Source organism: Burkholderia sp. ABCPW 111 (assembly GCF_000773065.1).
GTDB lineage: Bacteria > Pseudomonadota > Gammaproteobacteria > Burkholderiales > Burkholderiaceae > Burkholderia > Burkholderia savannae.
Genome location: NZ_JPWT01000131.1, coordinates 1 through 15,546, shown reverse-complemented (window position 1 = coordinate 15,546; position 15,546 = coordinate 1). Strand labels below are relative to the sequence as shown.

General features: G+C 61.2%; 10 protein-coding genes, 1 tRNA gene and 3 pseudogenes. 5 read left to right on the top strand and 9 right to left on the bottom strand.

Going from position 1 to position 15,546, the window contains the following annotated elements:
- Positions 1-99: 99 nt before the first annotated feature.
- Positions 100-378 (bottom strand): annotated as a pseudogene (locus tag X946_RS28225) (recombinase family protein); the annotation flags it as partial.
- Between the two features lie 414 nt (positions 379-792).
- On the opposite strand from X946_RS28225, the gene X946_RS28220 reads away from it, so the two are divergent.
- The 4 genes and pseudogenes from X946_RS28220 to X946_RS34770 all read left to right on the top strand — a co-directional run bounded on the left by X946_RS28220 (position 793) and on the right by X946_RS34770 (position 7,167).
- Positions 793-2,850 (top strand): nuclease-related domain-containing protein, encoded by a 2,058-nt coding sequence (locus X946_RS28220; RefSeq protein ID WP_235364067.1) that lies wholly within the window; start codon positions 793-795, stop codon positions 2,848-2,850.
- A 292-nt stretch (positions 2,851-3,142) separates the two neighbouring features.
- Positions 3,143-3,942: pseudogene (locus tag X946_RS32730) on the top strand (IS3 family transposase); the annotation flags it as partial.
- A pseudogene (locus X946_RS28205) lies at positions 3,917-5,740 on the top strand (DUF927 domain-containing protein); the annotation flags it as partial. The pseudogenes X946_RS32730 and X946_RS28205, both read left to right, overlap by 26 nt.
- Before the next feature lie 737 nt (positions 5,741-6,477).
- Positions 6,478-7,167: a hypothetical protein gene (locus tag X946_RS34770; RefSeq protein WP_152611864.1), complete on the top strand. Its 690-nt coding sequence runs from the start codon at positions 6,478-6,480 to the stop codon at positions 7,165-7,167.
- A gap of 177 nt (positions 7,168-7,344) precedes the next feature.
- On the opposite strand, the gene X946_RS28195 is transcribed toward X946_RS34770, so the two are convergent.
- The 8 genes from X946_RS28195 to X946_RS28160 form a co-directional block, all read right to left on the bottom strand.
- Entirely contained in the window at positions 7,345-8,562 is a 1,218-nt protein-coding gene (locus X946_RS28195) for a tyrosine-type recombinase/integrase (RefSeq protein WP_038754988.1), read from the bottom strand.
- 174 nt (positions 8,563-8,736) lie between these two features.
- Positions 8,737-8,812, bottom strand: a tRNA-Thr gene (locus tag X946_RS28190).
- A 20-nt stretch (positions 8,813-8,832) separates the two neighbouring features.
- On the bottom strand, positions 8,833-9,366 hold the full coding sequence (locus X946_RS28185) for a ClpXP protease specificity-enhancing factor (RefSeq protein WP_038754999.1): 534 nt from the start codon (positions 9,364-9,366) through the stop codon (positions 8,833-8,835).
- A gap of 71 nt (positions 9,367-9,437) precedes the next feature.
- Positions 9,438-10,049 carry a glutathione S-transferase N-terminal domain-containing protein gene (locus X946_RS28180; protein WP_004185176.1) on the bottom strand — a complete coding sequence of 204 codons (612 nt, stop codon included), beginning with the start codon at positions 10,047-10,049 and terminating at the stop codon, positions 9,438-9,440.
- 93 nt (positions 10,050-10,142) lie between these two features.
- Positions 10,143-10,901: a cytochrome c1 gene (locus X946_RS28175; protein WP_038754985.1), complete on the bottom strand. Its 759-nt coding sequence runs from the start codon at positions 10,899-10,901 to the stop codon at positions 10,143-10,145.
- A gap of 21 nt (positions 10,902-10,922) precedes the next feature.
- Positions 10,923-12,305: a cytochrome b gene (locus tag X946_RS28170; RefSeq protein ID WP_038754982.1), complete on the bottom strand. Its 1,383-nt coding sequence runs from the start codon at positions 12,303-12,305 to the stop codon at positions 10,923-10,925.
- On the bottom strand, positions 12,306-12,926 hold the full coding sequence (gene petA, locus X946_RS28165; protein ID WP_038754979.1) for a ubiquinol-cytochrome c reductase iron-sulfur subunit: 621 nt from the start codon (positions 12,924-12,926) through the stop codon (positions 12,306-12,308).
- 220 nt (positions 12,927-13,146) lie between these two features.
- On the bottom strand, positions 13,147-13,893 hold the full coding sequence (locus X946_RS28160; RefSeq protein ID WP_038754977.1) for a Nif3-like dinuclear metal center hexameric protein: 747 nt from the start codon (positions 13,891-13,893) through the stop codon (positions 13,147-13,149).
- Between the two features lie 21 nt (positions 13,894-13,914).
- Between X946_RS28160 and X946_RS28155 the strand changes: the two genes are divergently transcribed.
- Positions 13,915-15,123, top strand: coding sequence for a Do family serine endopeptidase (locus tag X946_RS28155; protein WP_038754974.1), 1,209 nt, complete (start codon positions 13,915-13,917; stop codon positions 15,121-15,123).
- The last annotated feature ends 423 nt before the right edge of the window (positions 15,124-15,546 follow it).

The following is a 15,546-nucleotide window of genomic DNA, read 5'->3' as shown; positions in this document are numbered from 1 at the left end:
ATAGCGCACTGAAGTACCGCTCGCCTCGCGAGTTCCGGCGCTCGATGGATTCAGCAACCTTAGTGTGACGCCGTGTCCGGGATTACAGGGTCAACTCCAGATGCCGCGATCTGCCAGAGTCTCAACGGTTTCACGCACATCCATTGCGTTACGACCAAGTCGATCAAGCTTAGTCACGATCAACACATCCCCTTCCTCCATCCTGAGGAGCAGCTCCGCAAACCCCGGTCGCTGTTGCGCGCTAACACTACCGGAGATGCTCTCCGTGACGACTCGACGCTTGTCGACCGAAAAGCCGGCCGCCTCGATCTCGCGAAGTTGGTTAGCCGCCGTCTGGTCGGTCGTGCTGACGCGGGCGTATGCGAAGGTCCGGGACATGACGTACTCTCAGTATGTCCGAAAAGGATGTCCGAATCATACCCCATGTCCGAAAACCATTAAGCCTTATTTTCGAACACCCCTGAACACCCATGTCCGAAACGGATCGGTTTTGGACAAGCGCATTTGATTGGAGGCCGATTGCCTTCTGGTCGGTCGCTGGGACAGACAGGAAGGTGCCACTATTCGAACGACAACAACCGACCCGAAACGGATACCGCCCTGCAAAAATATAGTCCGCCCCATATTCCGGTTCCCATTATGAAAAAACCGCTGCGCCGCCTGAAAGGCGGACCACTGCCCACATCCCGGGGGTGTGCCCGTTCCGAGCAGGACGTCCTAGCCGACCTCTTAGCACTGTGCACGAAGCCCGGCTACATACACGCCGTGGCACACCTGTGCTTCCGCGACAACATGCTGACCTACGAAGATCGCGTGACCGAGGCGGACCTACAGGATCGCTTCGATCCCAGTCGACTGCTGCGTACTGAAATCAATACACTCATCGGCCTTATGCTTAAGGCCCCGAGCGACTGGACGCTCCCCAACCCCAAGGTGTTGGACGAGTATGTGGCGGCGAGCGACCGGCTGTTGCGGGAACTCCACGACGCGATGTCCGGGGCGTTTTCGCTGGACAAGGTCCTGTCGGGATTGAAACCGGGCGAGCAAGGGAATCCCTTCGATTCGGGTGGGGCGATGCGCGAGCCGATTTATTACGCCGCGGAATCGGCCTACAACTTCCAGTATGTAGATATCGCGGCGCAACGCTACGTAGCGGACGCCGATTGGCTCCAGGCCAACGTCGGTTTCACGATTGCTCAGGCGTGCACCGTCGCCGCAGCAGCCGATCGAGTGCTCATGGATCGGCTCCCAGTTTTCATGATGGCTCTACGCGAGTTGCCCCCCGACCAGTGGTCTATGTTGCCGGCGTTTTACCTGACACCAGCCGAAGTCGGGGCTTACGCCAGCATGGATCCCGAGTTGGTCGAACGCATCCTGCTCAAATTCACCGTGCCGGACGGCAACACAAACCTTGGCTTTGCCGCGCTGCAGGATTTCAACCAGATCACGGCAACGCCACTACTTCGGTCACCCAGCGGAGAATTTGTCTCGCTGCAGAACTACGCACTAGCGGAGGCAATATACGACTCGCCGTTCTACTGGATGCAGGCCGACAAAGCATATCGACCGAATCGAGACCGGCACAGAGGCGAGTTCACCGAGCACTTCGTCGCCGAACGTCTGGCGACCGTATTCGGCGCCGATCGGGTCCTCACCAACATCGACATCTGGCACGGCAAGACCAAAGTTGCCGAGAGTGATGTCCTCGTGCTCTGGGCCGACCGCGCGATCATCGTCCAGGCGAAAGCCAAGCGCCTCACCGTCGAGGGCCGCAAGGGTAACGACCAAGTTATCCGGGACGATTTCAAAAAGAGTGTCCAGGATGCCTACGATCAAGGCCTGGCCTGCGCCGAATGCGTCGGGGATCCCAGCTACCGATTCGCCCGAGCGGATGGCGCGGAGATAAATCTGCCTCACATCACTGAGATATTCATGTTCTGTGTGGTCAGCGACCACTACCCCGCGTTGAGCTTCCAGACTCGCCAGTTCCTTAAGACACGCGAGGTTGCGCGCGTGCGGGCCGCTCTAGTTACTGACATCTTCCTGATTGACGTGTTGACCGAGCTGTTGGCGACCCCTATGCAGTTTCTGAGTTTTATCGCCCGTCGCGCTCGTTATGCCGACCGCCTGCTGGCCGCGCAGGAATTGACAATCCTCGCCTACCACCTCAAGCACAACCTGTGGATGGAGGACTCCACCGCGATGATGCACCTAGCCGAAGATTTCACCGCTGGTTTGGACATCGCCATGACGGCTCGTCGCCGGGGTCTGGCCGGAGATGCAACACCCGAGGGGTTCATGACGCGCTTTGAAGGCAAGACGCTCGGGCGTATCGTGCGGCAGATCGAAATGCGGCCCGAGCCGGGGGTCCTCGAGCAGGGATTCCAACTACTCGAAATGAGCGGCGAGGCGTTCGACAACCTCAGTCGCATAATTGATCAACAAGCCCGTCGTGCCGCACAAGACGGCAAACCGCATGACGTGACGATGATATTCGGCGACGGCAGCGGTTTCACCGTCGTGTGTTCGGGCGAGCCGGATGGCGTGGCAGTTCCCAAGCTGGCCTCCTACTGCACACACCGCAAGTATCGTCAAAAGGCGGATCGATGGTTCGGCTTGTGCCTGACGCCCCAAGATGCGCAGTTACGTTTTGGCCTACGGTTGTCCAATCCTTGGGCGCAGGACGATGCTCTGGATGCGGCGACCGCCAATATGATCGAGCCCGTGTCCGTGGAGCTCGCCTACAAGCGCGCATTTCGCGGCGGCCGGATGCGTACCAAAGTCGGCCGCAATGATCCGTGCCCGTGCGGCAGTGGACGCAAGTACAAGAAGTGCTGCATTGACAAGTAGACATCCAAGCGGAAGTGGATCGCGAACGCCTTGTGCCGACAGCACAAAACACGGAAAATCGTGCGGAGTTTCAGCCCGTTTAGGCTAGTGGTCGGCATCGTGGGTTCAATTCCCCATTGGCTCATCCCGCTCCATGTCCTTCTTGTGTTGTTGGTTGCAGTGCTTAAAAACCATCTACTAGCTTCACGTCAGGCGCAGACTTTGGCCGTCAAGCGATAGCCGTGGCTGGGTAATCCTCCCGTCCAGTAGGTGGGATCAGAAGTAGAATTTCCAGCAAAGGGAGTTCTACGCAATGAAGAAGTCGAAGTTCACGGATAGTCAGATCATGGATGCGCTCAAGCGCGCGGAGGCTGGCGTGGCGGTGCCGGAGATTTGCCGGGAGCTGGGTGTCAGCACGGCGACGTTCTACAACTGGCGCAGCAAGTACGGCGGGATGGACGTGTCGCTGATGGCCCGGATGAAGGAGCTGGAAGCGGAAAACGCGCGACTGCGCAAGATGTACGTGGAAGAGAAGATCAAGGCGGAGATCGTCGCAGAGGCGCTGGCAAAAAAAGACTGAGGCCATCTACCCGCCGCGAGATGGCCAGAGAAGCAGTAGCGAGCCGGGGCGTGTCGATCCGGCTCGCATGCGAGGCATTTGGCGTAAGCCAGACGTGCTACCGCTACGAGCGGCAGCGCAATGCAGGGAACGAGCAGATTGCCGACTGGCTGCTACGGCTGACCGACAATCATCGCAACTGGGGCTTTGGGCTGTGTTTCCTGTACCTGCGCAACGTGAAGGGCTTCGGCTGGAACCATAAGCGCGTGTACCGGATTTACCGAGAACTGGAGCTGAACCTGCGCATCAAGCCTCGTAAGCGGCTTGTACGGCAGGCGCCGGAGCCGCTGATCGTGCCGGCGTCGGTGAATGCGGTGTGGTCGATGGACTTCATGCACGACCAGTTGAAGGACGGCCGCAGTATCCGACTGTTCAACGTGATCGACGACTTCAACCGCGAAGCATTGGGCATCGAGATCGACTTCTCGTTGCCCTCGGCGCGCGTCATCCGGGCTCTGGAGCAGATCATCGGCCGCGAAGCCCGCCAAGCGCCCGAAAACAGCCCGCGCGCAGGACGGCAAGTCGCGGTTCGTCGTCGACGACAAGGGCGTGTGGTTTCACGGCTTCAACAATCAGGGCGATCCGCTGCCGCCGCATTGGGTCAGTACGCGAATCAACGTGATTGCGGAGACGCGAAACGAGATGAACAGCGAGTGGGGCTACCTGCTCGAATTCACGGACCGCGACGGCATCTTGAAACGGTGGGCGGTGCCCGCCGGCCTCTTTGCCGGCGACGGTACGGAGCTGCGCCGCATGCTGCTCGATATGGGCGTGAAGCTCGGCGTCACGCAGATCGCCCGCACGCAGATCGCCAACTATATCCAGATGGCGCAGCCGGACGAGCGCGTGCGCTGCGTGCCGCGCGTCGGCTGGCATCACGGCGCGTTCGTGCTGCCCGATCGCGTGATCGGCACCGGCAAAGAGGCGTTGATCTATCAGGCCGATACGCCAATCCAGAGCCAGTTCAAGGAGCACGGCACGCTGGACGACTGGCGACGCGAGGTCGCGGCCTACTGCGTCGGCAATAGCCGGCTGGTATTCTGCGTCGCAACCGCCTTCGCTGGTCCGCTGCTGCACTTCTCCGGGCTCCAGTCGGGCGGTTTCCACCTGCTCGGCACGACGTCCAAGGACAAGTCGACAGGCGGCGTCATCGCCGCGTCCGTGTTCGGCTCGCCGGACTACGTGCGGAGCTGGAAGGCAACCGACAACGCGCTCGAAGCCGTGGCCACGCAGCATAGCGACGCACTGCTGATCCTCGACGAAATCGGGCAGGTCGAGCCGCGTCTGGTCGGCGATGTGATTTACATGCTCGCGAACGAGTCGGGCAAGGCCCGCGCGTCGCGTAGCGGCTCGGCCAAGCCGGTTCTCACGTGGCGGCTGCTGTTCCTATCGAACGGCGAAAAGAGCGTGTCCGCGCTGATGGCCGAGGGCAACAAGCCCATGAAAGGCGGTATCGAGGTGCGCTTGCCCGCGATCCCGGCCGAGGTCGGCGAAATGGGCGTCGTGGAGAAGCTGCACGGCTTCCCGACGCCGGCCGCACTGATCGAGCATCTAGAGCGGCACGCGGGCATGCATTACGGCACGGCCGGCCCCGCATTTATCGAATGGGCGTCGTCGCAGGCCGACGAGCTGGCCGAGCATCTGCGCATGCGTGTCGACGAGCTGGTCGGGCAATGGGTGCCGGACGGCTCGCATTCGCAGGTCGCGCGCGTCGCTAAACGTTTCTGCCTCGTTGCGGTGGCCGGCGAGCTGGCGACGGCGCACGGACTGACCGGCTGGCCGCAGGGCGAAGCGGTCGAGGCTGCGCGTCGGTGCTTCGAAGGCTGGCTCGAACTACGCGGCGGCACCGGCAACTCGGACGAGGCCGAAGCCGTGCGGCAGGTGCAGCATTTTCTCGCCGCACACGGCGACAACCGTTTCGTATGGATGAACCGGGCGCAGGACGATCATCGGCCGAACGTGCCGCATCGAGCGGGCTTCAAGCAGCACGTGAAGCGCGACGAGCGCCGCACGCCCATCGCCTCCGATCGCGAGTATTACGCCGAGTTCGGCGGCAAGATGAGCGCCGACGATGCCGAAAGCGTCGAGACCGAATACCTGATCGAAGCGGCCGTGTTTCGCAAGGACGTGTGCGCCGGCTTCGATCACAAGATCGTCGCCAAGGCACTGATGAAGCGAGGCGTGCTGATGCCGCGTAGCGACGGCTATCCGTACCGGCAGGAGTACATCCCCGGTCACGGCAAGTTCATGGTCTACCGCGTGTTGCCGTCCATCTTCACGTTAGAGCTGTGAAAAGCGCCGCCGCCGTCCGGGAGAGCGGTGGCGGGCGTTCCTTTGCGCGGCATTTTTGGCTCGTGCGTCAAAGTTACTTTGAGCGATACGCTCCAGACGGAATCGGGCCGGCGGCTGCCGCGAATCTGGCCGCCTCCGTAACAATCCAGCCCGGTTTATCTCCAGTATCTCCAGCGTTCTCCAAATCGTTTGGAGACACGCGAAGCCTTACCCTACAAGGCTTTTCGGCCGATTCAGGCGTTTATCTCCAAATCTCCAACTCGTTTTGCATTGAGCGGACAGGCATCGACCGTCTGCGTCGACCGCGAAGCTAGACGGGGCGCGGCTCTCCGGGATTTGACGGGTATCAGAGGCGTGTTTTCGAGGGGGGTGTCCGCGATGCGTCCCGATCGAGCATTGTTGCGCTGACCGCAAGTGTCGGGGCGGGCGGAAAGCGGGGGACCCTGCGTCTAGGGCAAAGACGCGGGGGCTCACACCCGCGTGTTTTTCCTACTCCCGGCCCGCCTAAGGGGGTCATATTCATACTGAGATGCAGGGGACCGGTCGTGCGGTGCCGACTCTGAAAAACCGGCGGGAGGTGGCAAGGGGGTCATATGAGTCTGGACAAGACCAAACAAACAGCGTCAGATCGTCTAACTCGGTTCGGCCAGAAATAGCCATTCGTCCACCGACCGCCTATATCGGCTGGCGTCACGTGTCAGAATGTCGATAGGACCAAAACTAAGGGAAGCATTTTCATGTCGCGGAAAGCCACAAAGAACGACTGCCTAGCAGAGATCAGAAGGTTTTTCAAACATTACTCTCGCTTCTGCGAGAGCCCCGACCCAGACGTCGTAAGAGAAGTTCTCGCATCAGCATATAGCGTGAACGATAAACTGCGAAAGGCCGGATATCAGAATTTCTTCGATAGCGAAGAATTTATAGCAATAAAAGCCATAAGAAACTACGCCATTCATCAGGCGGAGATATATAACGAGACGCGAGCACTACCTCTGGCTTCACTCTTTCCAATCGAAGCAGAGCTCGGAATTCTCTGCCTAATACCGATATCTATTGCTCATAGCATCTTGGAAGAGTCCTCCCCGGAGAGCGCCGATGCAATCAAGAGAACCTGCGTCGTCTACAGAGACTATTTAGACATCTATCCCAGCATATTCAATTTCGGCGTGAAGCTGTTTCTCTATACCGAGAAGCATCACCTCGAAGTGCAATCAACCGAATACGACAAAGTCGCCAACGCGATCAAGTTCGAAAGAGAAAACAACTATCCGCACCATGTAACAGGTGGAATCAAGCTACCTTCGGGACATGACGTTGATGAATTCCTAAAGCACAGCCTCCACACCATGGAAAACCGCGCGGAGCTACAAAAGCTGCTCTACTCCGAAAAGGATGGCATGTTTACATTGAATGAGAAGTTTCACTAGACGCACAAGTCGTGCTTCTCGGAAACCGCATGCTGATGCCTAACGCCTCGCCCGAGCCGACTCAGCCTCAACAGTAGCTGACCGTCTGCTCAGGATCGGTCATTTGCCCTCGATGAAGTGACGGAGAAGCGGTCTCCGACCTGATCCGACGCTGACTCATACGCGTAGCGGCACGGTCTAATTTGCCGCCGCTATAAGGATGATCTGCGCCCCACCCTGCCTCTCGAGATAGTCCGCCCACCACTGCATCATGCGATGGCGCTCCGACAGATACTCGGCATGGTTGTATGCCGCCCGCACACCGTCCTGCTCTGAGTGGGCGAGCTGGCGCTCGATCCAGTCGGAATTGAATCCCTTTTCGTTCAAGATCGTTGAAGCGAGACCCCGGAACCCATGCCCGGTCATGCGGCTTCGATAGCCCATGCGATATAGAGCGTACAGAATCGTGTTCTCGCTCATTTGCTGCAACGGTCTACGGCTGTTCGGAAACAGCCAGCGACGGTGGCCCGTCAGCGCGCGCAGCTCCGAAAGCAGCACGATCGTCTGCTCGGCAAGCGGCACGATATGCACGCGGCGCATCTTCATCTTCTCGGCCGGAATGCGCCACTCTCGGCGCTCCAAGTCGATCTCCGTCCACTCGGCCTGCCGCAGCTCGATGGTGCGAACGAACGTCAATGCTAGGAATCGCAGAGCGAGCCGAGTCTCGGGCTCGCCCTCATAGGCCGCAATCGAGCGAAGCAGCTCCGGCAGCTCGCTTTCGCCGACTCGCGCCATATGCTTGACTGGCACCGCCTTCAATGCGCCTCGCAGGTCCGGCGACGGATCTCGCTCGGCGCGGCTCGTCGCGACGGCATAGCGAAACACTTGGCCGCATGTCTGCAACGTCTTGCGCGCCGTCTCGAACGCCTCTCGACCTTCGATTCGCCGAATGACGGCGAGCAAATCCGGTGCGCCGATCGAAGAAATCGGACGCTGGCCGATCAGGGGAAACACCTCGCGATCGAGCTGCTTCTTGACTCGGTTCGCGTGCGAAGCGCTCCATGTCGCTTGCTGCGCCTCGTACCACTCCAGCGCGACGGCCTCGAAGGTGTTCTGTGCGGCAATGGCGCGAGTCTGCTTCTCGACGTCACGCTCGAACGCAGGGTTCTTCCCTTTCGCTAACAGCCGCTTCGCTTCGTCACGCCTCGACCGAGCATCAGCGAGCGACGTCGCTGGGTAGTCACCGAAAGTCAGCAGGTTTTCTTTGCCATTGAACCGGTATTTGAGGCGCCACTTCTTCGAACCGCTGGGGCGCAGATCGAGAAACAGGCCGCCACCGTCGAAGAGTTTGTTTCCCCCGGCCTCATCGAACTTCGCGTTGCGGCACTTGGCGTCGGTAAGAGGTTTGCTTTTCATTGTTCGTCGGGGGTACGGCATACCCCCAAATCCCCGAAGTCATACCCCGAATCTTACCCCCAAATTTCGGGGATGCCCGGGTCTCTCTCGGCACCTCTTGAAACAAAAAACCCGCGTCAGCGCTAGGCTGGACGCGGGTTTTGGGACTTCCGGGTACTACTTGAAACTAGTGTTTGGTGCCGGCTGCAGGACTCGAACCCGCCACCTGATGATTACAAATCAACTGCTCTACCTGATGAGCTAAGCCGGCGTGGAATCAAAAATTCTACCTCATTTCACGATCTTGAGGCGAGGCCGGTTGCCTTTCGCGCCATCGTCATCGCCATCACCGTCGCCGTCCGACTTCGGCGCGTCGTCCGCGCGATCGCCGGGTTCCGGCACCGCCTCGTCCTCGCCCCGCGCACCGATGCCCGCAACCTGCCCGCCGGCATCGCCGCCGTCTTCCGCCGCGGCAAGCGCCTCGCCGCCGTCAGCATCGCCGGAGTCCGCCGCGGCGTCGACCTGAAACGCCATCCCCTGCCCATTCTCGCGCGCGTAGATCGCAAGCACGTTCGCGATTTGCACCTCGATCTTGTGCGCCTTGCCCGAGAACCGCGCGGTGAACTCGATCCATTCGTTGCCCATCTGCAGCTGGCTCGTCGCCTCGAAGCTGATGTTCAACACGATCTCGCCGTCGCGCACGAACTGGCGCGGCACGCGGGTCGACTTGTCGACCCGCACCGCGATGTGGGGTGTATATCCGTTGTCGGTGCACCACTCGTAGAGCGCGCGCAGCAAATACGGCTTCGTGGAAATCTCTTGCATCGCCATCCTCGAACGGAAACGGACACGGCGGCGCCTCGCCGCCGCATCTGCTCCCCAGTCACATACCGCTCTTAACGACGCATGACCTTTTCGGACGGCGTCAGCGCTTCGATATAGGCAGGACGGCTGAAGATCCGCTCTGCATACTTCATCAGCGGCGCGGCGTTCTTCGACAGCTCGATCCCGTAATGGTCGAGGCGCCACAAGAGCGGCGCGATCGCGACGTCGAGCATCGAGAATTCTTCGCCGAGCATGTACTTGTTTTTCAGAAAGATCGGCGCGAGCTGCGTCAGGCGATCGCGAATCGCGAGACGCGCCTTCTCGTGGCTCTTTTCCGCCGCCTTGCCCTTCTCGTTCTCGAGCGTGCTCACGTGCACGAACAGTTCCTTCTCGAAGTTGAGCAGGAACAGGCGCGCGCGCGCGCGCTGCACCGGATCGGCCGGCATCAGTTGCGGATGCGGGAAACGCTCGTCGATGTACTCGTTGATGATGTTCGATTCGTACAGGATCAGATCGCGTTCGACGAGAATCGGCACCTGTCCGTACGGGTTCATCACCGCGATGTCTTCTGGCTTGTTGAACAGGTCGACGTCGCGGATCTCGAAATCCATGCCCTTTTCGAACAGCACCAGCCGGCAACGCTGGGAGAACGGACAAGTCGTGCCGGAATACAGAACCATCATGTTTGCGTTTCCTCAAAAAGCTGAGGGCCAGCGCGCGGAAAAGCCGCTTGGCGGGCTTTTCCGCGCGCTGGCCCCACGCCAGTCACGGCGTGATTACTTGATATCTTTCCAGTAGGCGGCATTGAGCCGCCATGCGAAGAAAGTCAGGACACCGAGGAACAGCAGCACCCACACGCCAAGGCGTTTGCGGGTCTGCTGCGCCGGCTCGGACATCCAGCTCAGGTACGCGACCAGATCGCCGACGGCGGCATCGTAATCCACCGGCGAAAGCGTTCCGGGCGTCACCTGCTGGAACCCGGCGAGCTTGCGCACTTTCTCGCCCGTTTCCTCGTCCTTCTTTTCCTCGAATTTCGCAATGCGCTCCCCTTGAAGCTGCCACAGCACGTGAGGCATGCCGACGTTCGGGAACACGACGTTGTTCCAGCCCGTCGGCCGCGTATCGTCGCGGTAGAAAGTGCGCAGATACGTGTAGAGCCAATCACGGCTGCGGGCGCGCGCCTCGACGGACAGATCCGGCGGCGCAACGCCGAGCCAGTTCTTCGCGTCTTCCGGCCGCATCGCGACGGACATCGTGCTGCCGACCTTATCGGTCGCGAACAGGAGATTCTTCTCGATCTCCTTCTGCGAGATGCCGAGATCCGTCAGCCGGTTGTAGCGCATCAGGTTCGCACTATGGCAATTCAGGCAATAGTTTACAAACAATTGCGCGCCATGCTGCAAAGAGACGAGATTCTCCGTGTTATCGGGCGCCCGGTCGAGCGGAAATTCGCCCTCCTCGGCCCGCGCGGATGCGCTCGTCAGCAGACATGCCGACACAATAAACATTGCGAGCGCCGAAAGCAATTTCTTCATACGAATACCTCCTCGCTCACGTCAATGGGGTTTGAACCGCACGCGTTCGGGCGGCTGCTTGAATGTGCCGAGCCGCGACCAGAACGGCATGCCGAGGAAGAACGCGAAGTACACGAGCGCGCACACCTGCGCGATCAGCGTCGCGGCGGGCGACGGCGACCGCGTGCCGAGGAACGCGAGCGTCATGAACACGGCGACGAAGATCCCGAAGAACACCTTGTGGAAGAACGGCCGGTAGCGGATCGATTTGACCGGGCTGCGGTCGAGCCACGGCAGGAAGAACAGCGTGACGACGGCCGCGCCCATCACGACGACGCCCCAGAACTTCGATTCGGTGAGGTACATGAAGACGACGAGCGCCGCGGCGAGCGCGGGCAGCGCGATCTTCCACTTGCCGCGCGCGCGCACGAGCGCGAGGAGGCCGAGCGCCGCGATCACGATCATCAGCACGATCTTGAACGGGTCGGTCGTCGCGCGCAGCATCGCGTAGAACGCGGTGAAGTACCAGACGGGCGCGATTTCCGGCGGCGTCTGCAGCGGGTTCGCCGGAATGAAGTTGTTCGCCTCGAGGAAGTAGCCGCCCATCTCCGGCATGAAGAACACGATCACCGCGAACACCATCAGGAACACGCAAACGCCGAAGAAGTCGTGCACCGAGTAGTACGGGTGGAACGGAATGCCGTCGAGCGGCACGCCCTTGTCGTCCTTCTTCTCCTTGATCTCGATGCCGTCCGGGTTATTCGACCCCACTTCGTGCAGCGCGATCAGGTGCGCGACGACAAGCAGCAGCAGCACGAGCGGAATCGCGATCACGTGGAACGCGAAGAAGCGGTTCAGCGTGACGTCGGACACGACGTAATCGCCGCGAATCCAGAGCGACAGGTCCGGGCCGATGAACGGGATCGCCGAGAACAGGTTCACGATCACCTGCGCGCCCCAGAACGACATCTGCCCCCACGGCAGCAGGTAGCCGAAGAACGCCTCGGCCATCAGGCACAGGAAGATCGCGCAGCCGAAGATCCACACGAGCTCGCGCGGCTTGCGGTACGAGCCGTACAGCAGGCCGCGGAACATGTGCAGGTAGACGACGACGAAGAACATCGACGCGCCCGTCGAGTGCATGTAGCGAATGAGCCAGCCCCACGGCACTTCGCGCATGATGTACTCGACCGACGCGAACGCGAGCGTCGAGTCGGGCTTGTAGTTCATCGTCAGGAAGATGCCGGTGACGATCTGGTTCACGAGCACGAGGAGCGCGAGCGAACCGAAGAAATACCAGACGTTGAAGTTCTTCGGCGCGTAGTACTCGGAAAGATGTTGCTTCCAGGTGGAAGTGAGGGGAAAGCGCCGGTCGACCCAGCCGAGCAGGCCTGTTGTGGAGATCTCTTTATTGTCGGTCGCCATTTACGCTTCTCCTTTCTCGTCCTTGCCGATCACGAGCGTCGTGGCCGACGTGAACATGTAAGGCGGGACGTCCAGATTCTGCGGCGCCGGCTTGTTCTTGAAGACCCTGCCGGCGAGGTCGTAGGTCGAGCCGTGGCACGGGCAGAGAAAGCCGCCCGGCCAATCGTCGGGCAGGTTCGGCTGCGGCCCCGGCGTGAAACGCTGGCTCGGCGTGCAGCCGAGATGCGTGCACACCGCCATGACGACGAGAATGTTCTTGCGGTCGGTCCTCGACCGGTACTCGTTCGCGCAATACGACGGCAACGGCATCGAGTACGGGGATTTCGACTGCGGATCGGCGACTTCCTTGTCGGCCTTCACGACATCGGCGAGCATGTCGTCGGTGCGGTTCAGCACCCAGACCGGCTTGCCGCGCCAGGGAACCGTGAGCATTTCGCCCGGCTTGAGCGCGCCGATATCGACTTCGACGGGCGCGCCGGCCGCCTTAGCCTTGGTGGACGGCGCCAACGACGCCGCGAAAGGTACCACGGTTGCGACGCCACCGACGCCGCCCGCAACCGATGTCGCAATCAGCCAAGTCCGGCGGCCGCTGTCGACGTGTTCCTCTTCTTTGTCTCGCATCACACGCCCCAATTCTGAGTTGGATTTCCGTCACGACATTTCACACCGCCGCTAGTTTGCTCGAATGGAGTCGGCATTTACAAGACCCGGACGTTAAATACCTCCTGAAGCTATTATTAATCAAGGGTTTCCCCGAGCTATCGAAATTCCAGGTCCGATAATCGACGAAATCCGCACCGCAAGGCATTTTCGTTTGGATGCGGTGCGGCAATTCGCGCAGTTAAACCGGGTTATGAATATCGATAAAAATATGCTCGAGATCAAATCGCTCCGATAAATGCTGGCCGAGCGCCTGGATGCCGAATCGCTCGGTCGCATGGTGCCCCGCCGCAACGAATGCGACGCCGCTCTCGGCCGCCGCGTGCGTCACGTACTCGGATACTTCGCCCGTCAGGAACACGTCGGCGCCCGCGTCGATCGCCGCGTCGAAGAAGCTTTGCGCGCCGCCCGTGCACCACGCGACGCGGCGCAGTTGCTGGTCCTGGTCGCCCAGCACGAGCGGCGTGCGGCCGAGCGTGTTCTCGACCTTCGCGGCGAAATGTTCGAGCGAGACGGACATCGGCAACGTCGCGAGCCAGCCGAGATCCTGATCGCCGAAGCGGGCGTCGGCGATCAGGCCAAGACGCTCGCCGAGCTGCGCGTTGTTGCCGAGTTCGGGGTGCGCGTCGAGCGGCAGGTGGAACGCGAACAGGTTCAGGTCGTTCGCGAGCAGGCGCTTCAGGCGCTGATACTTGCGACCGGTGATCTGCGGCGCCTCGTTGCGCCAGAAGTAGCCGTGATGGACGAGCACCGCGTCCGCGCCCCATTCGAGGGCGCGATCGAGAAACGCGAGCGACGCCGTCACGCCGGTGGCGATTTTTTCGATCTTGCGACGGCCTTCCACCTGGAGGCCGTTCGGGCTGTAGTCCTTGAACCGCTCAATTTCGAGGGTATTGTTCAAGTACAATTCGAGTTCGATCCGATCCATATAAACCTCTAGTATCTTCAAATGCTTAGACGCTTCTGGCTGTTCTTCGCCCAAGCGGTGACGGTGCTGCTGGCACTGATGTTCATCGTGGCGACGCTCAAGCCGCAATGGCTGCAACGGCAGGGACAACTCGGCAAACAGCTGGCGGCGCCGATCGTCGCGCTGCGGGAAGTCGCACCCGGCGTCGGAGGCGCCCCGGCTCAATCCTCGTATGCGGACGCCGCGCAGAAGGCGATGCCCGCGGTCGTCAACGTATTCTCCAGCAAGGACGGTTCGCTGCCGCCCGATCCGCGCGCGAAGGACCCGCTCTTTCGCTATTTCTTCGGCGATCGCAACGCGCGCCGGCAGCAGGAGGAGCCCGCTGCCAATCTGGGGTCGGGCGTCATCGTAAGCTCGGAGGGTTACATTCTAACGAACCAGCACGTCGTCGACGGCGCGGACCAGATCGAAGTCGCGCTCGCCGACGGCCGCACGGCCACCGCGAAGGTGATCGGCAGCGATCCGGAAACCGATCTCGCGGTGCTCAAGATCAACATGACGAACCTGCCGACGATCACGCTCGGCCGCTCGGACCAGGCGCGCGTCGGCGACGTCGTGCTCGCGATCGGCAACCCGTTCGGCGTGGGCCAGACGGTGACGATGGGGATCATCAGCGCGCTCGGGCGCAATCACCTCGGCATCAACACGTTCGAGAATTTCATCCAGACCGACGCGCCGATCAATCCGGGCAACTCGGGCGGTGCGCTCGTCGACGTGAACGGCAACCTGCTCGGCATCAACACGGCGATCTACTCGCGCTCGGGCGGCTCGCTCGGCATCGGCTTCGCGATTCCCGTGTCGACCGCGCGCAACGTGCTCGAGAGCATCATCACGACGGGCGCCGTCACGCGCGGCTGGATCGGCGTCGAGCCGCAGGACGTGACGCCCGAGATCGCCGAATCGTTCAGCCTCGCGCAAAAATCGGGCGCGATCGTGGCGGGCGTGCTGCAAGGCGGCCCGGCCGACAAGGCGGGGATCAAGCCGGGCGATATCCTCGTGTCGATCGACGGCGAGGAAATCACCGATACGACGAAGCTGCTAAACGTGGTCGCGCAGATCAAGCCGGGCACGCCGGCGAAGGTGCATGTCGTGCGCAAGGGCAAGGAACTCGACGTGACGGTCGTGATCGGCAAGCGGCCGCCGCCGCCGAAACAGGCGCTCGACGACCAGAACAGCGACGAGGAACAGTGAGCGCCGGCGCGGCGCGCGCTTCGGAGCGGCCCTGGCCCCCCCGGCGCGGCCGAGCGACGATGCCGGCGCGGGCCGGGTGGCGTCGACGGTGGCATCCGCCTACGGTAGCGCGGCGGCAAACAAAAAGGCAACCCGATGGGTTGCCTTTTTCGTTCCGATGCGCCGATCCCGCCGACTGCCGCGACCGGCGGAACGGGGCGGACCTTGAAACGGTGCCTGTGCGGCCCCCGACGCCGCCGATCGCGCCCCGCAAGATTCTTCAGCGTACCGGATTCGCGCCGAAGCACGCCTGGGCAGCGCCTCCTCCCCCGGGCGAAACCGGCGCCCCGTTACTATCTTCACGCCCCGATAATCGGGGTTTTGGCCAGCCAGGCCCGGTATGATTCCCGCCCCCAGTCGCAGTCATGATCCGGGGGGTGTTGT